Raw genomic sequence first — 26,309 nt, forward strand, 5'->3', positions numbered from 1 at the left:
CATGTTCTCGCGCCTCCCGTTCATTCCCTCTCTTGGAATGGCCTGCATCCTCTTGTGGATGTCCGGGTTCGCAGGTTTCGCGTCCGGCCAAGTGCCCAATACGCTGCGTCACTCGCTCTTCGCGCCGAAGACACTTCCCCAGGAATTCTGCGCACAAGGCACAAGCGTCGCGCTCGATGGCGGACTTGCCGTGGTAGGCGCACCGATGTTCGACCGCGATGAAATCACCGCTCCTGACTCGGGTGCCGTGCGGATTCACGAGGTAGCGACCGGCTTGCTCCGCTACGAGTTCAAGAGTCCGGACGAAACTCCCTTCGGCTACTTCGGCCAGGCGGTGGCCATCTCCGGTAACCGCGTCGTCGTAGGCTCCGACCTTCCCGTCGGCGGCGCACCACGCGCTGGCATGGTGCACATCTTCGACCTCACGACGTCGACGCCGTCGATCCCCTGGCTCACCCTGACTCATCCGGATCCGGCCGCGGACGACTTTTTCGGCCATTCGGTGGCGATCCAGGGGAATATCGTGGTGGTCGGCGTGTGGCTGGATGACACCGGCGCGGAGAATGCCGGCAGCGCCTTCGTCTACGATCTCAGTTCCCCCACCCCGTGGCTCCCCGTTCTCCAATTGGCCAATCCAACTCCGGAGAAAGACGACAGCTTCGGCGTGGCAGTCGGCGTCTCCGGCACCAAGGTGGTGGTAGCCGCCTATGGCGATGACTCCATCGCTCACAATGCTGGCGCCGCCTACGTCTACGACCTTCAGTCCGGCACGCCCAATGTGCCGGTGGCGACGATCACCCTGCCCAATGCGGCGCAAAACGACGGCTTTGGAGATGCCCTCGCCATCTCCGGCACCAAGCTCGCCATCGCTGCCGAAGGCGCCGACGCCGGAGCCACCAATGCCGGCAAGGTCGCCGTCTATGATCTGGCCAATCTCGCCACCGCGCCGCTCGTCCTGACGAGTCCCGCCCCGCAGGAGCACGGCTACTTCGGCACCTCGGTCTCGCTCAGCGGAAGCCGCCTGGTCATCGGCGAGTATCGCAAGGACGCCACCGTGGAAGACGCCGGCGTCTGCCATGTCTATGATCTATCCGGCGGCACGCCCGGCACACCCACCCACACCTTGAAAAAGGTCGCGCCCGAGACGGCCGACTTCTTCGGCAATGCCGTGGCGGTCTCCGGCAATATCGTGCTGGCCGGTGCATTCCACGATGATTCCGGCGACAGCGAATCAGGCGCCAGTTATCTCTTCGACCTGGGATCGGCGACGCCGCTGGTTCCCACCATGCCCCTGAATAGCCCGGTCACCAATTCCGCCGATCACTTCGGCACCTCGGTGGCCATCTCGGGTGACCGCGTCGTCGTCGGCGCACCGGAAAGCGAATCCGGCGCTTCCAAGGCCGGCCGCATCCGCTTGTTCGACCTCGGCTCCTCCGATCCGAAATCACCGGTCGCCACCATCGAGAATCCTTCGCCATCCGCAGACGATGGCTTCGGTAGCGCCGTCGCGATCTCCGGTGCCTTGGTCGCCGTGGGCACCCCCGGGGACGATTCCGGTGCCTCCAACGCGGGCTGCGTCTACATCTTCAATGCCGCGGCACCCGACCCCACCGAGCCACAGCAGTCCATTCCGAATCCCGAGGCGGCAGCCGGTGACGAATTCGGCAAGTCAGTGGCCATCTCGGGCAACCTGCTCGTCGTCGGCGTCGGCTCCGACGATGGCGACGGGATCGATTCCGGCCGCGCCTATGTCTACGATCTCGGCAGTGCCACCCCGGAGGTTCCCCTCCGCGTTCTAACAAATCCGAGCCCGGCGGCCGGCGATCGTTTCGGCAGTGCCGTCTCCATCTGGGGCAGTCGCGTGGTGATCGGCGCTCCCGGCGACGACGCGACCGGTGCCGATAGCGGCAAGGCCTACGTCTTCGATCTTGCCAGCCCCACGCCCACCGTCCCCTCGCTATCGCTCGATAACCCGACCCCCGCGGCAGACGACAAGTTCGGAAGCGCCGTCGCCATCTCCAGCGATCGCGTCGTGGTCAGCTCGCCGGATGATGATCTCGGCGCCGCCAATGCCGGCGTGGTCCACGTCTATCTCCTCGCTTCACCCGCGACTCCGGAAATCTCACTCACCGCTCCGACCCCGGCGGCCAATGACCGCTTTGGCAACGCCGTCGCCATCTCGGGAGTTCAGGTCGCAGCCGGAGCTGCCCTGAAGGACAGCCCCACCGACTCCGGTCGCGCCTATGCCTTCAATCTCACTTCTCCCACACCCGGCATTCCCACTGCCACCAATGGCAAGAGCAGCCCTTCCTCAGGCGACTTGTTCGGCTCTTCGGTCGCGATCGATGGCGTGATCATGGTGATCGGCACTCCCTCCGATAACAAGACCTCGAACGACAAGGGCGCGGCTTACATCTTCGGTCCCGCAGCACCGGAAATCGCGATCGAACATGAAGGCAGCGGCGAGCTTGCCACCGGCGGCACGGCGGACTTCGGCGCGGTCGCCATGGGAGACGGCGGCGGTGGCAGCACCACTTTCACGATCCTCAATACCGGTATCACCACCCTCTCGATCACGGACATCTCCACCTTCGGCGGCAATGCCGTCGACTTCGCGATCGTCGCGTCTAACAGGCCCTTCAACATCTCCGCCGAGAACGATACCACCTTCACCGTGGTCTTCACTCCTTCGGCCGCGGGGCTTCGCGCCACCACCCTGCGGATCGCCAGCAACGACGCCGACGAAAACCCCTTTTTGATTCAGCTCACCGGCTTCGCCCTCTCCGCCAGCAACGACACCGACGGGGATGGATTGAATGACGTCGCCGAGCTGCGCATGGCATCGCTCGGCTTCCGCTGGCAACAGGCCGATCCCGCCCTCGTGGCCACCTTCCAATCCAGCCTCCAGGCCGCCGGCTTCCATGCACTGAATGACATCGGCTCGATCCGCGTCTCTCGCCCGAAGCTCTCGCAGTCGGGGCCCGGACTGCGGCTCTCGCTTTCGCTGGAGAAAGGCTCCGGTGCGGGCAGCTATCAGCCGCTCCCGTTCACCTCCCAGGGCACCACCGTCAATCCAGCCGGCGAAGTCCAGTTTGAGTTCAGCGACCCCGGCGGCCCCTCGTTTTATAAATTGGTACCCAAGCCGTGATGACCCCGCTTTCCATGCCATCGTTGGCTCCGCTGCTCCGCCTGTGCAGGCGGAGGAAGCGCGGGCTGCTGGCGTTGTCGCTGGCACTCGCAGCGGGCTACCCGTTGGCAGAGGGTGCGGCGATTCCCTATTCGCAGGCGCGGATCTTCCAATCCACGAGCACCGCCCGCCAGGTGGACACCCTCGCGGGCCGGAGTGTGGCGCTCGGCCAGACGCTCGCGGTGATCGGTTCCCCCTACGACAATGTCGGCGGCGAGGAGAGCGGCGTGGTCTGGGTGCATGACGCCACCAGCGGTGCCCTGCTACAGCGCTTCGATAATCCGTCACCCTTCAAGCAAAGCCACTTCGGCTGGTCGGTCGCGGTCTCCGGCTCGCTCGTCGCAGTCGGGGTTCCGGATGACAACACGAATGAGAACGACGCTGGCATCGTCTACGTCTACAACCTCGCTTCGTCCACGCCATCCTTCCCGGTCTTCGTCCTTCCTGATCCATCGCCAGCGGAGAACGACAGCTTCGGCTCGTCGGTCGCCATGTCAGGCAGCCGCCTGGTCGTCGGAGCCCCGAAGGCCGGAGCCAATGCCGGACGGGTCTACGCCTACAATCTCTCGTCGGGATCCCCGACGACACCGGTGGTCCAGATCAACAACCCGGCTGCCACGGTCAACTTCGGCCACGCGGTCGCCATCGACGGCACCAGGATCGTCGCCAGTGCGCTTCAGGAAACCGGCACCGGCGACACCTGCCGCGTCCACGTTTTCGACCTCAACTCGCCCACCCCGAACCAGCCGCTGTTGTCGCTCGCCGACCCCACGCCAGCCAGCAACGACCAGTTCGGTTTTTCCGTCGCAATCCTGGGCAACCGCGTCGCAGCGACCGCTCCGCTGCACGACAATGGCTTCAACAACTCCGGCATCGCCTACATCTACGACACCGGTTCCGGCACGCCCGCCGTGCCCCAGTACACCCTGCTCAATCCGGCACCCGCTCTGGACGATAACTTCGGCACCTCCATCACCCTCGCAGGCTCACGCGCCGTTGTTGGAGTGGCTTTGGATGATCAGGGCGGCACCGATTCCGGCGTGGCTTGCGTCTACGATTTCAATTCCGGTTCACCCACCGTGCCGGTCTTGACCATCCAAAACCCCGGCGCTCCCGGCGGTGATGAATTCGGCCGCGCCGTTTCCCTTTTCGGAAATCGCCTGCTCGTTTCCGCACCCGACGACGACGTCGGCATTTCCCTGGATGTCGGCTCGGCCTACCTCTTCGATCTCTCCACCGGCACCCCTGCCACCGCGCTGTTCATGTTCAACGATGCGAGCCCGTCGTCCCACGAGGAATTCGGCTTTTCCGTCGCCATCAGCGGCAACCTCGCAGTGGTCGGCAGCCAGAAGGACGACAAGATCGCCAGCAACGCCGGCACCGTGTCCGTCTACAATCTCGCCGCGGCTTTTCCCGAGCAGCCGATTCTCGTCATCGACAATCCCAGCCCCACCACCAACGACTACTTCGGCACCGCGGTCGGCGTGTCCGGCACCAAGGTGGTGGTCTCCGCCTATCAGGAAGACACCAGCGGCAATAACAATGCCGGCGCGGTTTACATCTACGATACCACTTCGCCCACACCGGGCACCCCCGTCCGGACCCTGATCAATCCCACGCCCCAGAGCCAGGATCAGTTCGGCAACTCGGTGGCCATCTCCGGCAACTACGTCGTCGTCGGATGCGCCAAGAACGATGTGGCACCCGGCGTGGATGCCGGCAGCGCCTACGTCTACGATCTCACGTCCGCCACGCCCACGGTGCCCATCCTGACCTTGGACAATCCCGCCCCGGCGAACGACGACTGGTTCGGCCACGCCGTTTCGATCTCCGGCACCAAGCTGGTCGTGGGCGCCCACCAGAATGACACCGGCGCCGTCGATGCGGGCAGCGTCTACGTCTACGACATCGCTTCCGGCACCCCCACCGTCCCCATCCGCGTCATCGACAATCCTGCGCCCGCCACGGACGATGAATTCGGCTACTCGGTGGGCATCTCCGGAAACCGCATCGTGATCGGCTGCCGCCAGGATGATGCCGGCGCCACCGATGCCGGCTCGGCCTATCTCTACGATCTCTCCTCGCCGAATCCCGGCACACCGGTCGCCACCCTCGTCCATCCCGATCCGGAGAATGAAGAGTATTTCGGCACCGCCGTCGCCATCTCGGGCACCCGCATCATCGTGAGCGCCCCGGAAGACGATCTGGCCGCCACCGACGGCGGCTGCGGCTACGTGTACGAAGTCACCTCGGCCACCTTTCCCCAGCCCGCCGACCGCGTCGTTTCCGAAGATCAACCTGACAACGAGCAGCTCGGATTCTCGGTCGCCATCGATGGCGTCCATGTCCTGATGGGCGCCCCCCAGCATGACGGAAACACTGTGGGCCGCGGCGCGGCCTACATCTTCGATCCCCAGCCGCCCACACCGCAAATGCAGGTCGAGCAGCCGCCGGGCACCGGCCTGATCGCCGGACAGGCCAGCATCCAGTTTGGCAACGTTGCCATCGGCAGCCCGGCCGTCACCCAAACGGTCACCATCCGGAACGTGGGAACCTCCGATCTCCAGGTCACTGGCATCTCCCTCATGGGCGGAAATTCCGAGAACTTCGCGGCCCAGCCCGTCAGCCTGCCAGCCACCTTGCCGGTGGATCAGATCCTCCAGTTCAACGTTTCCTTCACCTCGACCACCACCGGCACCCGCATCACCACCCTGAAGATCGATAGCAACGCCTCCATCCATACCTTCGAGGTCACGCTCACCGGTCAGGCGCTCTCATCCGCCGACGATACCGACGGCGACGGCATCAATGACGTGGCCGAGCTGTCGATGCAGGCCCTCGGCTTCGACTGGCAGGTCAATGACGAGGAGCTCGTCGCCATCCTCCAGGCCGGTGCCAATTCCCTCGGCCTCTACGGGCAGAGCCAGATGGAAGCCATCCACGGCACACAGGTCATCACCGTCGACGGCGGCACCGGCCGCTACACCCTCAAGCTGCCAGTGGAAAAATCCGTGGATCTGATGAACTTCAGCCTCTATCCGATCCAAACGCCCGCCGTTTCCATCGGCGGCCAAGGCAGCCTCGACCTGCAAATCACCCCCGCCGGCTCCAGGGGATTCTTCCGCTTCGACCCCCATTAAGGAGTGTCGACGTTCCCTCGACGCGATTCCCCCCTTCAAGGAGAGCCGCATTCGAACCCTCGCCCTCCCGTCTAACGCCCCTCCCCCACAGCCCTCTCCAACAGTTAGAGGGCGGCCTTTCGGATTGACATTTGATCGATGTGTGGGGCAGGCTTTTCGCGTTCACCCCGGAAAAGTTCGTATGTCCCCCCTCCGACTTTCTTCCGCGACACCCATTCGCGGATTCGTAGCCGCCGCTCTTGCCGGCGCGCCCTTCCTCGCTTCTGCCGAGGACCTGTCCCTTCGCGTCGCCGAGGGCAACCGTGCCCTGACCGAAGCGTTTTTCCCTTCGCCACTCGATGCCAACCTCAAGGGCGGCTTCGACTATGGCGTCAGTGCCAATCTCACCTACGACTCGAACTTCTTCCTCTCCCAGGACTACACGAAGAGCGAGCTCTACACCGACGTCAGCCCGTGGATCACCTACCGCACCGACCCCGAGGGCGGCGCGGAGTTCTCCATGGAGGCCCATTACTCCCCGTCGTTCGTCGCTTACTTCAACAACGAGGATCTCGACGCCATCAACCAGAGCGGCGGCGCTTCCTTCACCTACGCCGCGACCCGCACCACCTTCACCGCCTACTTCGACTACGCGGAGGTCTCGATGGCCGACCGTCTGGTGGGCGGCTTCATCGAGGGCTCGATCCTCAGCTACGGCATCTCCGGAAGCTATCAGCTCGCTCCCCGCACCGCGATCCTGGCCGGCTGGTCCGCCTCGCAATCCGACTACTCCTCCGGCGCACGCTCAGGAGCCGATGTCTACACCACCGAGGTCGCCGGCCTGTGGGATGCCACCGAGCGCCTCCGCATCGGTCCCTCGGTCACTTACACCTCCACCGAGTCAGACACCACCGGCGAGCGCGATGCCGTCGCCGTGCTCGTGAAGACCCGCTACAAGTGGGGTGAGCGCATCCTCCTCGATGCCGCCGGCGGCTTGGAATACGCCAAGAACTCCCGTAGCAATGATGGCTGGGAGCTGGGATTTACCGGCCGGTTCTCCGCCGACTATGAGCTCAGCGATCTCTGGTCCTTCCGCGCCGGCGTCCGTTATTCGACCGTTCCCTCGCCGAATAACCTGAATTACGTGGTCAATGACCTGTCATTCAACGCTGCCATCATCCGGAATTTCCAGCGCTCGTCGCTGGAGCTCGGCATGGGATTGAGCTTCTCCGATTATCAGGCGGTCGGGGTCGTGGTCGGCACTCGTGAAGACGACGAGTTCATGAATGCCTATCTGGCATACAAGCGGCAGCTCTACTCTGACCGCGTGAAGTTCGAGGCCGCCCTCCGCTGCGCCAGCAATCAGGGTCAGAAAGATTGGGACCAGTGGCAACTCACCACCGGAATCAATATCGACTTCTGAATTTTCCGGCGGCTCAAAGCCCCTCGCCGGACATTCCGTGGCATGACACTTGCTGTCATTTGCCCCGGAATTTCTGAATGTTCGCTTCTGTCGAATACGTTCCCAGGGAAACGGCCAAGCGGCCGGCGACCCCGCTCCGCTTTTTTCCGAAAAGGCCTAAGGATTCCCGATGTTGCACGCCATGCACGGGGTCACCACCGATGGTCACGAGCATCTCGCAAAGTCGTCACAACTCCGCTAACGGACGTTCAAATAAAAACTTCACATACGTAGTTTTTCTGTTAAATCCGAAGGCGCTGTTCGCTCCCACCCCCAGAACATCTCCCCCGCTTGAATTTCTGCTGGTCTCGCCCCTGTCCCACCCAGCCCTCGTGAAAGGGTCTGATCGTCGCGAAATCCCATGCAGGCCTGAAAGGCACGGGGAGGTCACCTCCTGCTCACCCCCACCCAGGTCTTGGTCCAGAAATGGACCCAAATGACCAAGGGCGGCAGCATATTGAAATTCCCAAAGGTCTTCATCCGTTTCGAAAAAACCCAACCCGAACCTGATCTCCAGCAAGAATTTCCCCTGATACCCGTTACTCCTCCACCCCCCCACCCCCCCGAATGATCACGCCCCCCATTGATCGGCCCCGCCGATCGGCAGATCCTATTTCTTCCCGATATTTGGGAGCCGTCACTCTTGAGCGGCATCCCGAATACCGCACGGCAACTTCGCGCAAGCCTGCCAACGCAAGCTTCGTCCGGAGACCACCGCGTGCGGCCAAGCGGACCGCCATCCCCGCTCCCGCATGGAAGCGCGCGCTCGATGTGTCGCTGGTCGTGATGACCTTGCCCGTCTCGATCGTGTTGATCCTGGCCGTGACGCTGTGGATCCGCCTCGTTTCGCGCGGCCCGGCATTGTTCCTCCAGCAGCGCGTCGGCCACGGCGAGAAACTCTTCACCATCTTCAAATTCCGCACCATGCATCAGGGTGCGCCCACCCGGGACCACGAACTCCACGTGGCTCGTCTGGTCGACTCCGATCGCCCGATGGTGAAGCTCGACCAGCTTGGCGACAAGCGGATGATCCCCGGTGCCTGCTTCCTCCGCAGCACCGGCCTCGATGAACTCCCGCAGCTCTTCAATGTGCTGCGCGGCGAAATGAGCCTCGTCGGTCCGCGCCCCTGCATCCCGGGAGAACACGGCTTCTTCAACTCCGCCCAGCGCGAGCGCTTCCAGGTGCTGCCCGGCCTCACCGGCCTCTGGCAGGTCAGCGGTAAGAACCGCACCACCTTCCGCGAGATGGCCGCCTTCGATGTCGACTACGCCCAACGCTCCTCCCTCGCCCTCGACCTTTCCGTGCTCATGCGCACCCCGATGGCCCTGCGCCGGGAAATGAAGCAATGCTGCCAGCACCAGCGCCACTCCAAGGTCGCACGCCTGGATGAGCCGCTGCTGAACTACAGCGGGCAGCGCTGGGGAGACCGGTCATGAAGGACACGCTCGGCGTCGGCATCGTCGGATGTGGCTACTGGGGGCCGAACTTGGCCCGCAACTTCAGCCACCACCCCGATGCCGAAGTCCGGGCCCTCTGCGACCTTGATCCCGAACGCCTCGAGCACGTCCGCCGACTGCATCCGGACGCGTGCATTTTCACCGACTTCAAGCGCTTCCTCGCCACCACCTCGCTGGACGTGGTGGTGATCGCCACCCCGGTCAAAACCCACCACGCTCTCGCGAAGGCTGCCCTTCTCGCCGGCAAGCATGTGCTGGTCGAGAAGCCGATGGCCACGTCCGCCGCCGAGTGCGAGGACCTCGTCGCGATCGCCCGCAGCGAAGGCCTGACCCTCATGGTCGGCCACACCTACCTCTACTCCGAGCCCGTCCGCAAGATCGCCGACATCATCCGCTCCGGCGGCATCGGCGAGTTGAAATACATCAACTGCCAGCGCCTCAATCTCGGCCTCTTCCAGCAAGACATCAATGTCGCCTGGGATCTCGCACCCCACGACCTCTCAATCATCCTCCACCTCATGGGGGAAGCACCCGAGCGGGTGAACTGCCAGGGCAACGCCCACATCACCCCCGGCGTCGAGGATGTCACGAACCTTTCCCTTGGCTTCAAGCGCCAGCGCTTCGCCACCATCCAGAGCAGTTGGCTGGAACCGCGGAAGGTCCGCCAGATGACCTTCGTCGGCACCCACAAGATGATCGTTTACGATGATCTCCAGCCGCTCGAAAAGATCCGCATCTACGACGTGCGGGTCGAGTGTCCGCCCCACTACGACAGCTTCGCCGAGTTCCAGTACTCCTATCACTACGGCGATTGCTACCTGCCGCGGATCGAGCAGAGCGAGCCGCTGAAAACGATGTGCGCCCACTTCATCGAATGCGTGCGCGAGCAACGCCGGCCGCTCACCTGCGGACAGCGCGGCCTCGAGATCGTGAGGATCCTTGAAGCCAGCTCGGAGTCGCTGCGCGCCGGGGGCGGCCCCATCCAATTCACCGCCCGGCCTGCCTCTCCACGCCACATCGAACCGGAACCGGAGCCTCTTTCGTCATGACCGGTTCCCCTTCACACAACCTGCGGATCGCCGCGGACGTGGTGCTTGGCGAGCGGGTCAAGCTCGTCGACTTCGTGAACCTCTACGGCTGCGAGATCGGCGACGATACCAAGATCGGCACCTTCGTCGAAATCCAACGCGGCGCGAAAATCGGCGCCCGCTGCAAGATCTCCAGCCACACCTTCATCTGCGAAGGCGTCCGCATCGAGGACGAGGTCTTCGTCGGCCACGGTGTGATGTTCGTCAACGACCGCTATCCCCGCGCCGCGAATCCCGATGGCTCGCTCAAGACCGACGAGGATTGGAACTGCGAAGCCACCCTCGTGGCAGCAGGCGCCTCGATCGGCTCGGGCTGCACCATCCTCGCCGGCCTCACGATCGGCCGCGGCGCCATGATCGGTGCCGGCAGCGTGGTCACCCGCGACGTCCCGCCCCGCACCGTGGTCGCCGGGAACCCCGCCCGCTTCATCCGCGAGATCCCCGCAAACGATTTCGAATTCCTCCACCGACCCCACGCGATCGCGTAATGTCGGATGGCGAAGGAACTGCTTTTCATATCCTGCTGTTGATTTCCTCCCCCATAGACGCCTAGCGTCTTTCCTCCCCATCGACGCCCAGCGTCTTTCCCCCCCCTCGGAATGCAAAAGACCGCCCCCACCCCCGCCAAAGGAGGCCTTGGCCTTCAGGACATCCTGTTCGTCCTCTTCAAGCACAAGTGGAAGATCCTTTTCCTGGGTCTGCTCGGTATTGGTGCTGCTGCCGGCCTCTACGTCACGCAGAAGCCGCTCTACGAATCGCACGCCAAGATCCTCGTCACCCAGGTCATCCAGCGCGGCGGCCTCGAGGGCACCGATAGCCAGCTCGATGCCGGCGGCCGCGCGGGCGAGCAGGTGCTGAATACCGAGATGGCGATCATTCGCAGCGGCGCTCTCGCGGCCAAGGTCGCCGAGAGGCTGAAGGTTTCACCCCGCATGGTTCAGGGTGGCCTCGAAGTCGCCCCCGAGGCCCGCGGCAGCAATGTCCTCCTCATCACCTATCGCAATGCCGATGCCGAGCTCGCCCAGAACGTGCTCGCCGAGGTGGTGAAGCTTTATCCGGACGAGCACCTTGAAGTGCGCCGCTCGCTCGGCTCCCTCGATTCGGTCTTCAAGCAGACCGACCTGATCAAGGAAAAGCTCGAGCAGACCGAAAAGGAACTCAACAAGCTGAAGGCCGATACCGGAATCGTCTCGGTCCGCGAGCAATCGCTCTCGCTCACCACCCAGCGCGACAAGACCCAGGGTGACATCGTCACCGCCGAGGCGGAACTCGCCGCCCAGGAGTCCAGGGTCGAATCCCTGCAGGGCAAGCTTTCCGGTGAAGCCGCTGCGCCCGATGCGAAGGCCGGCTCCAAGCCCGCCACCGTCGCGCCGACCGCCGAACAAGTGGACGAATACCGCGAACTCTCCCGCCGCCTGGAGTATCTCCAGCAGCAGGATCTCGCCCTGCGCAGCAAGTTCGCTTCCGGAAATCCACAGGTCCTCCGCAATCAGCAGGACATCAACAACACCAAAGCGTCTCGCAATGCCCTGCTTGCCAAAGCTCCGGGCCTGGCGATGGAAGCCGTCGTCTCGCACGGTGAACCCGTCGCGAATCCCGCCGCCGAACTCGATCACGAGAAGGCCCTGGTAGGCTCGATCAAGGCTCGCATCGGTCGCTACAAGTCCCACATCACCGAGCTGGACACCAAGTTCAAGCAGCTCACCGAAGTCGAGCCCAAGGTCGCCGCCCTCGAACGCGAGCGCGAGATGTTGGACAATGAATACCGCCTGCTCGAAACCAACAGCAAGAAGGCCACCATCGACAGAACGGTCGATCGCGCGAATATCCCCGGCCTCACCGTCATGGATCAGCCGAGCCAGGCCGAGCTGAGCGTCAGCCAGACCACCAAGAAGGTCATGCTGGGACTCTGCGGCGGCGGCTTCGCCCTCGGACTTCTCGTCGCCTTCCTCCTCGAACTCGTCGTCGACCGCCGCATCGCCCGGCCCACCGAGATCGAAACCCGGCTCCAGGTGCCGCTCATGCTTTCCATCCCCTACGTGCGGCCGAAGAACCGTGGCGCTGCGCTGATCGCAAACGACAGCAGCGAAGAAGACAACGGCGGCAAGCCGATGCTCCCCGCCGTGCGCAAGACCAATGGCTTCCCCGCCTTCCCGGGACGCACCGATCACTTCATCCACCCGTATTCGGAAGCGATCCGCGACCGCATCGTCTTCAACTTCCAGATCAACAACATGACCCACAAGCCCAAGCTGATGGCCGTGACTGGCCTCACCGCGGGCGCGGGCACTTCCACCATCGCCGCCGGCTTGGCCAAGGCCTTCTCCGAGGTCAATGGCGCGAAGGTGCTGCTGGTCGATCTGAATTCCTCCTATCCGGACGACAACCCGATGTTCGGCAACAAGCCGCTTCACTCGGTGGTCGGCGCCCTGCAGGCCGCACGCAATACCCGCTTCAAGGAAGGCGGCCAGAATCTCTACCTCGCCAGCGCAGCCGCGGCGAAGTCGGACTCCGCCACTCCGTTCGGCCCGATGCACCTTTACGAACTCCTCCCGCATTTCCGGGCCAGCGAGTTCGACTACGTCATCTTCGACATGCCGCCGATGGGCCAGACCAGCCCCACGCTCGCCATGGCAGGCCTGATGGACAAGGTCCTCCTCGTCGTCGACGGCGAAGACACCAGCCGCGACGCCCTCAAGTGGGGCTACTCGGAACTGATCAAGGGCCGCGCCGACGTCTCCTGCGTCTTCAACAAGGCCCGCTCCCATGCCCCGCGTTGGGTCGCCGGGGAAATCTGATCACCCACTCTCGCCGCTTCACCCTTTGAGCACCCGGATTGAACCTTCCCCCCCACTCATCCGACGATGCCGAAGCAACTGGCTTCCTCTTATGAGGCGATGGCGACCGGCTCGCCCGGCTTGCTGACCCGGGCTTACTACCGGATCAAGCCGTTCATCCCTCGCCGGCTGCGCTGGGCTCTCCGCCGCAGCCGCGCGCGGTCGATCGTGCGTGGTTGCCACGGCACCTGGCCGATCGACGTGACCTCCGCCACGCCGCCCGCCCACTGGCCCGGCTGGCCTCAGGGGAACGAGTTCGCCTTCGTCATCACCCATGATGTCGAATCGCGCTCCGGGGTGTCGAAAGCCCGGGACCTCGCCCAGCTTGAGGTCGCCCTTGGCCTGCGCTCCTCGTTCAACTTCATCCCGGAAGGCCCCTACGATGATCCAGCCGAGCTGCGCGCCTGGCTCGAAGCACGCGGCTTCGAAATCGGCGTCCACGACCTCAATCACGACGGCCGGCTCTACGGCTCCCGCCACGGCTTCCGCCAAAAGGCCGGCCGCATCAATCGCTACCTCAAGGACTGGGGCGCGGTCGGCTTCCGCTCCGGATTCATGCTCCGCCAGCTCGATTGGATCCACGATCTCAAGGTCGCCTACGACGCCTCCACCTTCGATACCGACCCCTTCGAGCCCCAGCCGGAAGGCTCCGGCACCATCTTCCCCTTCCTCGTCGAGGCGGATGGCGATGAACCCGGCTACGTCGAACTCCCCTACACCCTGCCCCAGGACTCCACCCTGTTCCTCCTGCTCGGCGAGGAAACGGTCGCGATCTGGAAGCAAAAGCTCGACTGGATCGCCCGCCAGGGCGGCCTCGCCCTCGTCAATATTCATCCCGACTACATGGATTTCTCCGGCAAGCGGACCTCCTCCTGCTACCCGCATCTGCTGGTGAAGGAACTCTTCGAGCACCTCTGCAGCCGCTACCGGGGCAAATTCTGGAATCCGCTGGCGAAAGATCTCGCGTGCTGGTTCCGCCAACATGCGGTACCTTTGCCCGCTGCCGATGATCCGGCTTGTTGACGCCCCTCCCCCCTGCTAAAACGCCCTCACCCCCCCATCCCCCCGCCCCCCCAATGATTCGCCTTCGCCACAAGGTGCTGATCCATAGTTTCCGCTTGATTGACCAGCTCATGCTGGTGGCAGCGGCAGCCCTGATCATCTACTTCCGTTCGGACATCGCCCGCTTGGGCGGTCACACGGCCACGCCCGCCACCTATCGGATGGCGGATACCATCGGCATGCTCTTCCTGGCCTTTGGCTGGGTCGGTATCTTCGCCTATACCATCCGCTACAAGGCCGACCGCTTTGTCGCGCTGACCACCCAGATCAAGGATCTCATCAAGGCCACCACCCTGGCGGCCTTCTGGCTGATGATCGTCAGCGGGATCTTCTCGGTCGGCAGCTTCAATACCCTCAATATCCTCGTCTTCTGGACCGGGGTCACTGCGACCGGAGTCGTCAGCCGCCTGTTCCTCCGGCTGGTCCTCATGAGCGCACGGCGCTCCGGCTACAACTACCGCTACCTGCTCATCATCGGCGCGAACTCGCGTGCCAGCGAGGTGGCTGCCAAGGTCGATGCCAAGCCCGAGCTCGGCTACAAGATCGTCGGCTTCGTCGCGGAAAACGACAGCGCTCGCCAGGCCTGGGATGGACAGCCCCATCACCGCGCCGAAGTGCTCGGAATGCTCGATGACCTGCAAGGCGTCCTCAAGCGCGAGCGGGTCGATGAAATGATGGTCTGCCTCCCGGTCGAGTCCCGTTTCAGTGACATCGTCACCATCATCCAGCACGCCCGCGACCTCGGCGTCGTCGTGCGCCTGATGCCGGACGTGAAGGACGACACGCTCTTCAAGAACGTCCACCTCGAGGAATTCGATGGCCAGCATGTCGTCACCATGTTCCGCGAGCAGATGCTGCTGCAGCTCCTCGCCAAGCGCATGGTGGATGCCTCCCTCTCCCTCGCCGCACTGATTGTGCTCGCCCCGCTGATGATCGTGGTGGCGGTGCTGATCAAGATCACCAGCCCCGGCCCCGTCTTCTTCGCCCAGGACCGCGTCGGCATGAACCAGCGCAGCTTCCGCATCTACAAGTTCCGCTCCATGGTGGTGGACGCCGAAGCCAGGAAGAAGGATCTCGCCCATCTCAACGAAATTGCCGATGGCCCGGCCTTCAAGATGAAGAACGACCCGCGGATCACCCGGATCGGCAGCTTCATCCGCAAGACCAGCATCGACGAATTGCCACAGCTTTTCAACGTGCTGCACGGCGAGATGAGCCTCGTCGGCCCGCGCCCGCCGCTTCCCGATGAGGTGAAGAAGTACGAATGGCTCTTCCGCAAGCGCCTCTCCGTGAAGCCCGGCATCACCTGCGTCTGGCAGATCAGCGGCCGTAGCAACACGACCTTCGAGCGCTGGATGGAGATGGACAGCGAGTACATCGACAACTGGTCGATCTGGCTCGATTTCAAGATCCTCGTCAAAACCGTGCCCGCCGTCTTGTTCGGCCGCGGAGCGTCATGATGCATCCCCGCCGATGATGACAGTCGTCTGGTGACCACCATGCCCTCCCTTTCCAAAGTCCTGAATTTCGCCGGGTCCCTCATCGATCCCCGGTCGTATCTTCACATCCTGAAAATGATCCACTACAGCGGCTACAGTCATGTCCGCGAACGTGGCAAGATCACGAAGGGCAAGGGCACGGGCATCGCCCCGAATGCCTCGCTGCGAAACGGCGAGCGCATCCAGATGGGCCACGACTGTCACATCGGCGAGCGTTGTTACCTGTGGGCCGGCGATTCCACCGGCCGCATCATCATCGGGAACTTCGTCTCGCTCGCGCCCGAAGTTTTCATCACTGCTTCAGACTATCGCTTCGAAGCCGGCAAACCCTTCCGGCAACAACCGAAGAACGAACGCGACATCCGCATCGGAAATGACGTGTGGCTCGGTGCCCGCGTCGTCATCACCGCCGGCGTCACCATCGGTGACGGCTGCATCGTCGGTGCCGGAGCTGTCGTCACCAAAGATCTTCCCGCCGGCTCGATCGCCGCGGGAGTCCCTGCCCGGGTCATCGGAACACGAGAACCCGTAACTGCTGGTCAATCATCCCCCCCATGAAAGCCGACGTAGCCATCGTCATCGTGTCCTACAATTCGCGGGACCACATCGGAGCCTGCCTCGAAAGCGTCTTCGCCCAGAGGAAGTCCGTCACCCAACAGGTCATCGTGGTCGATAACGACTCCCGCGATGATACCGTCAATTTCATCCGCGAGAACTTCCCGGAAGTCGAACTGGTGCTGCCCGGCGCCAACCTCGGCTTTGCCAAGGGCGTGAACCTCGGCGTGAAGCACTCGAATGCGGAGTATGTGCTGCTCCTCAATCCGGATACCGAGATCCTCGACCACGCCGTCGATGTGATCGTCGACTTCGCCCGCAAGAATCCGAATCACGGCCTCTACGGTGGCCGCACCCTTCGTCCGGATGGCAGCCTCGAGCCGTCTTCCTGCTGGGGTCGCCCCACGCTGTGGAGCATGACCTTGTTCGCCTTCGGTCTCACCACCATCGCGCCGAAAAACCGCTTCCTCGATCCCGAGTCGCTCGGCTCCTGGCAACGCGACACCGTCCGTGAAGTCGGCGTCATCACCGGCTGCTTTCTGCTCTCCCCCACGGAGGTGTGGAACCAGCTCGGCGGTCTCGACGAGCGCTACTTCATGTATGGCGAGGATGCCGACCTGGCCATGCGCGCCCACGCCGCCGGCTACCGCCCGGTCATCTGCCCGGACGCGACCCTCATCCACGAAGTCGGCGCCTGCTCCGACACGCCGGTCCACAAGACGATGCTGCTCTACCGCGGCAAGGCGAGCTTGGTCCGCACGCACTGGACCGGCCTCGCCCAATGGCTCGGCCTGTTCTTCCTCGCCACCGGCACCGGCCTCCGCGCCGCCATCAGCAAGGTGAAGGGCTCCAACCCGGACTCTTCCAATAGCGCCGCCGCCCGCTGGCAGACGCTGTGGTCGGAGCGCAACAAGTGGATCTGCGGCTACAGCAGCAGCCCCACCGCCTGATCCAGCGAACCAACGCCCCCCCATGATCAGCGTTGTCATTCCCAGCTATAACCGCCGCGATTGCGTCCTCGCGCTGTTGGCCGATGTCCATGCCCAAGAGGGCGCGGACTTCGAGGTCATCGTCGTCGACGACCGCTCGCCGGACAACAGCGTCGAAGCCATCCGCGCCGCCTTCCCCCAGGTCACCCTCCTGGTGAACGAGAAGAACGGCGGCCCCGCCGTCACCCGCAACCGCGGCATCCGCGCGGCCAAGGGCGACATCATCGTCGGGCTCGACAGCGACGTCACGGTCCCCGACCGCCACGTCCTCGCCAACGTCCAGAAGCGCTTCAACCAGCACCCGAACGTCACCGGCCTCGCCTTCCGTCTCTACAAGCCGGATGGCAAGTCGGAGGACACCCCGCGCTGGTGGCACCCGGTGCCGATCGACCAATACGCCGACAAGAGCTTCCTCACCTCCTACTTCAGCGGCACCGCCTACGCGTTCCGCCGCGAGGAGCTGATCGAGGCCGGGATGTATCCTGAAATCCTCTACATGCACTACGAGGAGGTCGAGCTGGCCTTCCGCATCCTGGACAAGGGCGGATCCATCCTCCACTGCCCGGAGCTCTCGGTCCTCCACCACGCCAATGAGGTCTCCCGCCGCAGCGAGGTCAGCGTCTTTTACAAGCCACGGAACCAGCTTCTGGTGGCCGTCGCCTGCCTGCCGGGCCTGAAGGCAGTGCAATATGCGGTCCCCCGGATGGCCTTCCAGTTCCTCACCGCCTGCCGCCGCGGCCACCTGAAGGATTTCATCCGCGCCATGCGCTCGGCTTCCCAGCTGATTCCCCGCCGTTTGGAGAAGCGCGAACCCCTTCGCCCCGAGACCATGAAGCGAATTGGGGCCCTCAAACAGGGTCTTGCCCCCTGAAACGGAACGCCACCTGCTTTATTTCCTGTGTCTACATTGTCCCTCCGTAATTCCCGCATCCAACACAAGCCACTGAATACCAATGGTCAAATTTAGCTGTTAGGACACAAAAACGACTTAGACCTTGCTAACAGCACGATTACCCGGACTCTAGGATTCTCAGATTTGAAAATCTCAGGTAAATTTAAAATTCGTTAAGCATCGCTTGCGATTGAAAACTAACGGACCAAGGAAAACGCGGAGCCCTCAACCCGCCTTTCAACCTTTCTCCCGGCCGGCCTGATCCCCCTCAAAACCAGCAAATCGGAAACCACCGAACCTGTTTCATGAGAATCAAAGCCTACTTTTCCCTAGCTCTAGCATTGCTCGCCACGCCGTTCACGGCGTCGGCCAAGCCAACCCGCGTCCCATCCTTCGGCCCCAATGGCACCCATTGGCCGGAATTGATCCCGACGCCGTTCATGTACGACAACACGGTGTCGAACATCGTCAACGTCCCCTGCAACTGGACGGCCATCAAGAACGCCATCCAGGCCGTCACCGCGGCCCAAGCCAATAGCGGCACGCTCATTTTGGTCGCTCCCGGCACTCTTTCCGGCTCCGGCACTTCGAGTGGTGCCACCCCGGTTCTCGAAAGCATCGGCTCCACCAGCTGGGGCCAGCGCGTCACCGTCGCTCCTCGCGACGGCTACGGCAGCGTGAAGTTCCAAAACGGCGTCCGCTTCGTGAAAGTCTACGGCGTCTGCTTCGCCGGCTTCGAATCGATCGATATCAGCGGCGTCAAAATGCACGGTTGCCAACGCTCCGCGCTTGCATGGATCAAATGCACCGGCCACCTCGGCATCTACGGCACCGATGGCTTCTTGACCCAGGGCATCGAGGTTGTGGAAGTCGTCCAGCCCAACAGCTACGTGGTCAATGACGACTCGGCGGACCTCTATGCCGGTGGCGGCGGCTACGATAGCTGGCGCTTCGACGGCTGCTATCACGCACCCCGCTTCTTTGAAGTTCCCTACACCGGTGGCAAGCCGCACACCGACACCTTCCAGATGGCAGCGGCCGGCGGCGGCAGCTACAGCAATATCACCTTGCGCGATAGCGCCTACTTCTCGTCCAACAACTGCTCGATCCAGACCGGCAACGTGGACGGGCTTTTCCTCGAGAAGTGCTACGTGGTCTCGGGCGACGTCTCGCTTTCCCGCTACCCCCACCTTCCCGGTGGTGCCACCGAGGCAACCTCAAACGCTTTCAACGGTTCCGGCAAGAATTTCACCGCCAAGGACTCTGTCTTCATCGGCGGCATGGGCCTGAATGACACCGACTCGAGCCGCCCGTGGGCCTCCGTCCAGAATACCAAGACCAACAAGAGCTATGGCAGCCTCAGTGCTCCCCAGTCCGGATCCTGGACCGTGGACACCACTCTCAATGAGAACAACTCGGGCATGCCGCCCATCCCTACTGACACCTACCTGAACGACATCTGGAAGAACCCGGGCGCGACCACCAGCGTCCAGCGCCCCGTCTTCATCCCGGCCCCCGGCACCTACAATGCCACCCAGCAGGTGACCATGACCTGCTCCACCTCGGGCTCGACCATCTATTACACCACCGACGGCAGCACCCCGACCACGTCGTCCACCCGCTACACGGGACCGGTCACCGTTTCGGCGACCACCTCCATCCGCGCCTTCGCGACTGCCAACGGCCTCGATCCTTCGGGAGTCCAGCCCGGCGACTACGTGATCGCCAACCAGGTGAACGCCCCGGTCATCTCTCCGAACGGCGGCTTCTTCAGCACGGCGCAGTCGGTGACCATCACCACCTCCACCTCGGGTGCCGCGATCCGCTACACCTTGGACGGCAGCACGCCTTCCGCGTCCTCCACGCTCTACAGCGGCCCGGTCGTGATTTCCGCGTCCTCCACGCTGAAGGCGATCGGCGTCAAGGCGGGTGCCTTGGACAGCACCGTAACCGCAGCGAACTTCGGCATCGGCAATACCTACGTCTCGAGCGAGGCATGGACCAATATCGTGGTTCCAACCCAGAACTCGCGCTTCACCGTCCGGTGGAATGCGACTCCTGATGGTCCCTTCATCGACGCCGTGACCGGCCTGGCACCGGCCGCCGTGAACGACTACAAGGATCTCGCCTGCATCGCCCGGTTCAATATCAACGGCACGATCGACGCCCGCAACGGCGGTGCCTATGCCGCGCTCGCCACGCTGAACTATTCCGCGGGAACGATCTACCGCTTCCAGATGGACGTGGATTTCTCGACCAAGAAATACTCGGTGACCGTGACCCCTGACGGCGCGGCACCGGTCGTGATCGCGCAGAACTACAGCTTCCGGACCGAGCAGGCCGCAGCTACCAGCTTCAATCACATGGCCCTCGTCGCCCTCCAAGGCGGCACGCACACCGTGTCCGACGTGGTCTTCGGCACCTCGACGCCGCCGTCCGCTCCGCAAAACCTGCGGGTGACGTCGAATCCCTGAGGCTTCGCTTCCACTCTATCGGCGGCACCGCGACGGGCGTGGTGCCGCCGTTTCATCGCCCTCCCTCCCCTTTTTCCCGTGAATCCCCCCCCCGTCCGAGTTCTCTACAGTTTCCCGCACAAGCTAGGTGCGGGACGCATCTGCACCACGGCCTGGCATCAGGTCGAGGGAGCCTCCCGCGCTGGCGCGCAGGTCACCGTGTTCGCGGGATCGCAGGTCCGCCCGGTGAATGACCGGATCAAGGTCAAGACGACGCTTTCCGTCGGCAAGCTGCGCGTGCCTTACAAGCTCATCGGTCGCGATCTCGCCTGCCACTGGCACGACATCGCCACCTCGATGTGGCTGAATGCCCACCATCGCGAGGTCGATGTGGTGCATGGCTGGCCGCTCGGCTCGATCCGCACCATCCGCACCGCGAAGCGCCATGGCATCCCCGTGGTGCTGGAGCGGCCGAACGCACACACCGCCTATGCCTACGAGGAAGTCGAGCGGGAGAACCGCGACGTCGGCATCGTGCTGCCGGACAATCATGACCACGAGGTCGACCCCAAGCGCCTCGCGCTGGAGGAGACCGAATACGCCGAGGCCGACTATCTACTATGCCCCTCGGACTTCGTGGCAAAGACCTTCATCGATCGCGGCTTCACCGAATCGAAGCTGGTGCGCCACCAGTACGGCTACGACTTTTCCCGCTTCAGCCCGCAACCACCGAATGCCGCCGCCCATGACGGCCTCGTCATGATCTACGCCGGCGTGGTCGAGCCGCGCAAGGGACTGCACCACGCGCTGAAGGCGTGGCTCGCCTCGGGTGCCCATGAAAAGGGCACCTTCATGGTCTGCGGCGAATTCGTCCCCGGCTATCGCGAGCGCCTGGAGCCAATGCTTTCCCACCCCAGCGTGAAGATCATGGGCCATCGTACCGACCTGCCGGACCTCATGCGCCAGGCCGATGTCTTCGTGCTCTCCTCGGTCGAGGAAGGCAGCGCCCTTGTCACCTACGAAGCCCGCGGCTCGGGCTGCGTGCTGCTCGTTTCCGATGCCTCCGGCGCGGTCTGCGAACACATGCAAAACGGCCTCATCCATCCGCTCCGCGACGTGGCGGAATTGACGGCCCATCTCCGTCTGTTAGATAGCGACCGCGTGCTGCTGGAAAAACTCCGCGCGGCATCCGTCGCCGACTTGGACCAGCTGACGTGGGACCAAGCCGGCCGCCGTTTGGAAGAAGTCTATCGCAGTGTCCGGCGCACCCACGCCGCTTGAGCCCGTCACCCTTCCCTTTCTCCTGTTCCCCTTCTCGTGAGCGCACTCGGAATCATCTTCTTCCTCGTCACGGCCTTCGCGCTGCTCACCGTCGATCGAAAATGGGCGCTGGTCCCCTTCCTGATCGGCATCATCTACATGACCCACGGCCAGCGCTTCGAGCTGGCCGGAGTCGGCTTGCCCATCTTCCGCCTGCTGCTGGCGGTCGGGTTCTTCCGCATCCTCATCAAGGGCGAGGGCATCGAAGGCGGCGCGAATACCATCGATAAACTGTTGATCGCGTTCTTCGGGTGGATGTTCTTCGCCAGCTTCTTCCATGAAAGCGGCGCCGACGAGGCCGGGCCCCAGTTCATCATCGGCCAAGCCGCCGAAATCGGCATCTGCTACCTGCTGGTGCGCTGCTACTGCCGGAATCTCGAGGAACTCTACTCGATCGTTGGCGTCCTCGGCCTCCTGTTGGTCCCGATCGCCTTGGAAATGCTCCAGGAAAAATACACCGGCAAGAACCTCTTCTCCTCCCTCTTCGGCGGGGTGAAAGTCGATGTCGTGATGCGGGACGGCGACCTCCGCGCCCGCGGTCCTTTCCGCCACGCGATTCTCGCGGGCACTGTCGGTGCCGGCCTGATCCCCCTGCTGATCGGCCTGTGGCGCACCAATCCACGCGCCGCGGCGACCGGCATCATCGCTTGCCTCACCATGGTCTTCGCCTGCTCGTCCAGCACTCCGCTCCTCGGACTGGCCTGCGGCCTCGGTTCCATGTGCCTGTGGTGGTTCCGCCCGTGGATGCCCCTCGTCCGCTGGTCCATCCCGGTCGGCTATCTGGCGCTGACGCTGCTGATGAAGCAGCCCGCCTACTTCATCATCGCGAAGCTCAGCCGCGGCGGCAGCACCGGCTGGCATCGCTCGCGCTTGATCGATGCGTTTGTGAAGCACTTCGACGAATGGTGGCTCATCGGCACCGACCACACGCGGTCATGGATGCCTTCCGGCTTGCCGGGCAAGGCCGACCACACCGACATCACCAACTACTACCTCGGCTTCGGCGTGAAGGGCGGCATCATCGCTGTCCTCCTCCTCTCCGCCATGATCTGGGTCGCCTTCAAATGGGTCGGCAACATTCTGGACGCCCGGCCCGACCTCGAAAATCGCGACCGCTTCATGATCTGGTGCATGGGGGCCAGCCTCGCCGCTCACGCCGCCAGCAGCATCTCCGTCGCCTACTACGACCAGTCCTATGTCTTCTTCTGGTTCAGCATCGCCTCCATTGCATCCATGGCGGCCATGATTTACGAACCCGCGGAGGAGCCCGAGGGGGTTCCCGATGGAAACAACCCCGGCCCCTACAGTTACGGGGTGCCGCGTTGAGAAACCACCCCTGACCTCCGGAAGATCCCAATCCCCCCCCGAATGAAATCTCCCGACACCGAACAAGACCTCATGCCACCCGCGACGCGATCCCGCGCCGCGGAACGCGCCGTGGCCCCTGCGGGGACCGGCGTGGCCATGAAGAAGATCTTGTTCATCGCCTACCACTTCCCGCCTGCGGGTGGCGGTGGCGTTCAGCGTTCGCTGAAGTTTGTCAAATACCTGCCGGAAGCCGGCTACCTGCCCATCGTGCTGACCATCGAGGCCCCGGACGGCCGCCGCTGGACGCCGAAGGACCAGGCGCTGATGGACGAGGTGCCCGCCGGGGTGGAGATCCATCGCGTCTCGATCCCCGATGAGGTCCACACGCCCGGCAAGCTGGAGCGCGCGGCCCGCGAGTTGTTAGGCCTGCGCAGCCGCTTCGGCCGGACGTGGATGGAGCGCGCCATCGAGGCGGGAACGCGCATCGCCGAGCAAGAAAAGCCGGACCTGATCTTCGTCACGATGTCGCCCTTCGACGGGGCCGATGCCGCGGCCGAGATCTCCCGTCGCACCGGCATCCCCTGGGTCGCCGATCTCCGCGACCCGTGGGCGCTGGATGAATTCCAGCTGCACCGCACCGGCCTCCATCGCGAGCTGGAAAAGGCCCAGATGGAGCGTTCGCTGGAGAGCGCCGCGCTGGTCATCATGAACACGCCGGAGTCCGCTCGCCGCGTGAGGGAGACCATGCCCCGGATCGATCCGGCCAAGGTCGTCAGCCTGACCAATGGCTACGATGCCGAGGACTTCTCCGGCGAGGTCCCGCCGATCGGCGGAGGGAAGTTCAATATCGTCCACTCCGGCTATTTCCACGCCGAGCAGGGGCTGATGGAGCGGTCCCGCCAGCGCCAGTATCAGCTGTTAGGCCGCACCATTCCCGGCGTCGAGCGTCTCCCGCGCTCGCACTATTACCTGCTCCAGGCACTGGAGCAGTGGCTGAAGGAAGCTCCGGAAATCGCGAACGAGGTCCGCATGCACTGCGTCGGCGTTCTTTCGAAGGCCGACCAGGCCCTCATCGACGCCTCCCCGGCCAAGGAACTCTTCGTCTGCTCCGGCTACCTTAGCCACGCCGAGTGCCTCCGCTTCGTCCGCGGAGCCGATTTGCTGTTCCTGCCGATGCACAAGATGCCGGCAGGCATGAAGGCCGGCCTCGTGCCCGGGAAAACCTACGAATACATGGCCGCCGGGCGCCCGGTAGTGGCCACCCTCCCGGAAAGCGACGCCCGCGATTTCCTCACCCAGGCCGGCACCGGAGTCTTCTCCGCTCCGGGCGATGTGCACGGCCTGCTTGCAGCCTTGAAAGCCCAGCACGCGAAGTGGAAGACTGGCGGCAGGTCCTGCGATTGGAACGGCGAATTCGTCCGCCAGTTCGAGCGCAAGAACCTCACCGCAAGACTCGCCGAATTCCTCACTCAAGTCCGCCGAGACACTTCCCTCCCCCCGATTTTGAATGCAGGCTGAAAGCGTCATCGCCGAACCGACTCCATCCCGACCGAAACGCCGCGACCCCTTCGAGGCGCCGGACGTCTCGGGCAACCTGCGCCGCAGCTCCGTCCGCGGGGCGTCTTTCATGTCGTTCTCGCGCATCGCGGGCATTGGCCTGCGGTTCCTTTCCACCGGCATCCTCGCCCGCCTCGTCACCCAGGACAGCTTCGGCCTGATCACCATGACGGCGGTCATCTCCGGCTTCCTCACCATCTTCACGGACGTCGGACTCACCCAGGCCACCATCCAGCGGGAGCAAATCAACCACCGCCAGATCTCGACCCTGTTCTGGATCAATGTCGCGCTGGGCCTGCTCCTCGCGGCCATCTTCGCGGCGTCCGCGCCCTTGGTCGCGCAATTCTATCACCGGAGCGAGCTGCTCACCATCATCCCGATTCTCGCGTTGAGCTTCGTCTTCGGCAGCCTGGGGCTCCAGCACACCGCGCTACTCACGCGCAACCAACGCTACCCGCTGCTGGCTGGGGTCGAGGTCTTCTCGTCGCTCGCCGGCGTCGTGGTCGCGGTGTGGATGGCCAAGCAAGGGGGAAAGGAAATGGGCTACTGGCCATTGGTCGCCCTCGCGGTGGTCCCGGCATTCGCCAAATCCGCCGCCGCATGGATCGCCCTGCGCTGGGTTCCCAGCCTTCCCTCGCGCGGGAATGGCGTGAAGAGCATGGTGAAATTCGGCGGCGATGTCCTCGGGTTCAACATCATGAACTACTTCTCGCGGCAGGCCGATACCATGCTGATCTCGAAGTACTGCGGCGCGATCCCCGGCACCTTCTACGACAAGGCCTACAATCTCCTCCTGATGCCGGTCGGCCAAATCAACGGCCCTCTCGGTTCCGTCAGCATCCCGGCCCTGTCCCGCCTCCAAAAGGAGCCGGACCGTTTCCGCCGCTACTTCCTCAATTCCATCCAGCTCGTCTGCTCGCTCAGCCTGCCGGTCATTTCCGCCATCACGCTCTTTGCCGATGAAGTCGTGCGGGTCTGGCTGGGTGAAAGCTGGGCCGCCTCGGCCACACTCTTCCGTCTCCTCGCCGCCGCCGCACTCATCGGCGGCATTTCGAATCCGGCCGGCTGGGTCCTCATTTCGCTGGGCATGACCAAGCGCTACCGCTGGCTCGGCTTCGCAAACTCGGTGGTCATTGTCACCGCCTTCGTCATCGGCCTCCTGCTGGGCCCGAAGGAACCCGGCCAGATCGGTTCATCCCAGGGCGTGGCGACCGCCTACTCGGTGGTCATGATCCTCACCTTCATCCCCTACTGGGCATGGGCGCTGAAGGACACGCCGGTGAAGCTCCGCTCGGTGCTGGTCACCATGCTGCCGCCCGCCATTTCCTGCCTCCCCGCCGCCGCCGTCGCATGGTGGATGAAGGGCCTCGCCGCCGCTCATGCGAATCCCTGGCTGTGGACCATCGCCGCCATGGCTTCCTTCGGCATCGTGTATGCCGCCACGCTGCTCTTCGGTTTCAAGAAGCTGGATTTCTTCCGCCGCATTGCCAGCGAGTTCAGATCACGCTAACCTCACGATCATT

The 26,309-nt window shown here is 63.7% G+C and carries 17 protein-coding genes; all 17 read left to right on the top strand.

Annotation, left to right across the window (positions count from 1 at the left end):
• Position 1 precedes the first annotated feature (1 nt).
• Positions 2–3,148, top strand: a complete 3,147-nt coding sequence (locus tag WKV53_RS28000) for a choice-of-anchor D domain-containing protein (RefSeq protein WP_341408159.1) — start codon at positions 2–4, stop codon at positions 3,146–3,148.
• Positions 3,148–6,327 carry a choice-of-anchor D domain-containing protein gene (locus WKV53_RS28005; RefSeq protein WP_341408160.1) on the top strand — a complete coding sequence of 1,060 codons (3,180 nt, stop codon included), beginning with the start codon at positions 3,148–3,150 and terminating at the stop codon, positions 6,325–6,327. The genes WKV53_RS28000 and WKV53_RS28005 overlap by 1 nt, the downstream gene beginning before the upstream one ends.
• Before the next feature lie 181 nt (positions 6,328–6,508).
• Complete coding sequence (locus tag WKV53_RS28010; protein ID WP_341408161.1) at positions 6,509–7,729, top strand: hypothetical protein; 1,221 nt, start codon at positions 6,509–6,511, stop codon at positions 7,727–7,729.
• A gap of 666 nt (positions 7,730–8,395) precedes the next feature.
• Complete coding sequence (locus WKV53_RS28015) at positions 8,396–9,205, top strand: sugar transferase (RefSeq protein WP_341408162.1); 810 nt, start codon at positions 8,396–8,398, stop codon at positions 9,203–9,205.
• A complete protein-coding gene (locus tag WKV53_RS28020; RefSeq protein WP_341408163.1) occupies positions 9,202–10,275 on the top strand; it encodes a Gfo/Idh/MocA family protein in 1,074 nt (357 codons plus the stop codon). The genes WKV53_RS28015 and WKV53_RS28020 overlap by 4 nt, the downstream gene beginning before the upstream one ends.
• The gene (locus WKV53_RS28025; protein WP_341408164.1) at positions 10,272–10,802 is read left to right on the top strand and encodes an acyltransferase; all 531 of its coding nucleotides are present in this window, start codon (positions 10,272–10,274) and stop codon (positions 10,800–10,802) included. Before WKV53_RS28020 ends, WKV53_RS28025 begins: the two co-directional genes overlap by 4 nt.
• Before the next feature lie 111 nt (positions 10,803–10,913).
• Entirely contained in the window at positions 10,914–13,112 is a 2,199-nt protein-coding gene (locus WKV53_RS28030; protein WP_341408165.1) for a GumC family protein, read from the top strand.
• A 66-nt stretch (positions 13,113–13,178) separates the two neighbouring features.
• A complete protein-coding gene (locus tag WKV53_RS28035) occupies positions 13,179–14,174 on the top strand; it encodes a polysaccharide deacetylase family protein (protein WP_341408166.1) in 996 nt (331 codons plus the stop codon).
• A gap of 53 nt (positions 14,175–14,227) precedes the next feature.
• Positions 14,228–15,673: a sugar transferase gene (locus WKV53_RS28040; RefSeq protein ID WP_341408167.1), complete on the top strand. Its 1,446-nt coding sequence runs from the start codon at positions 14,228–14,230 to the stop codon at positions 15,671–15,673.
• 39 nt (positions 15,674–15,712) lie between these two features.
• Entirely contained in the window at positions 15,713–16,270 is a 558-nt protein-coding gene (locus WKV53_RS28045; RefSeq protein WP_341408168.1) for an acyltransferase, read from the top strand.
• On the top strand, positions 16,267–17,217 hold the full coding sequence (locus tag WKV53_RS28050; protein WP_341408169.1) for a glycosyltransferase family 2 protein: 951 nt from the start codon (positions 16,267–16,269) through the stop codon (positions 17,215–17,217). Before WKV53_RS28045 ends, WKV53_RS28050 begins: the two co-directional genes overlap by 4 nt.
• A gap of 22 nt (positions 17,218–17,239) precedes the next feature.
• Positions 17,240–18,127: a glycosyltransferase family 2 protein gene (locus tag WKV53_RS28055; RefSeq protein WP_341408170.1), complete on the top strand. Its 888-nt coding sequence runs from the start codon at positions 17,240–17,242 to the stop codon at positions 18,125–18,127.
• Between the two features lie 326 nt (positions 18,128–18,453).
• Complete coding sequence (locus WKV53_RS28060) at positions 18,454–20,622, top strand: chitobiase/beta-hexosaminidase C-terminal domain-containing protein (protein WP_341408172.1); 2,169 nt, start codon at positions 18,454–18,456, stop codon at positions 20,620–20,622.
• Positions 20,623–20,700: 78 nt separating this feature from the next.
• A complete protein-coding gene (locus WKV53_RS28065) occupies positions 20,701–21,882 on the top strand; it encodes a glycosyltransferase family 4 protein (protein WP_341408173.1) in 1,182 nt (393 codons plus the stop codon).
• A gap of 36 nt (positions 21,883–21,918) precedes the next feature.
• Positions 21,919–23,247, top strand: coding sequence for a hypothetical protein (locus WKV53_RS28070; protein ID WP_341408174.1), 1,329 nt, complete (start codon positions 21,919–21,921; stop codon positions 23,245–23,247).
• A gap of 42 nt (positions 23,248–23,289) precedes the next feature.
• Positions 23,290–24,747, top strand: coding sequence for a glycosyltransferase (locus tag WKV53_RS28075; protein WP_341408175.1), 1,458 nt, complete (start codon positions 23,290–23,292; stop codon positions 24,745–24,747).
• Entirely contained in the window at positions 24,737–26,296 is a 1,560-nt protein-coding gene (locus WKV53_RS28080) for a lipopolysaccharide biosynthesis protein (protein WP_341408176.1), read from the top strand. Before WKV53_RS28075 ends, WKV53_RS28080 begins: the two co-directional genes overlap by 11 nt.
• Positions 26,297–26,309: the final 13 nt, after the last annotated feature.

Source organism: Luteolibacter sp. Y139 (assembly GCF_038066715.1).
Lineage (GTDB): Bacteria > Verrucomicrobiota > Verrucomicrobiia > Verrucomicrobiales > Akkermansiaceae > Haloferula > Haloferula soli.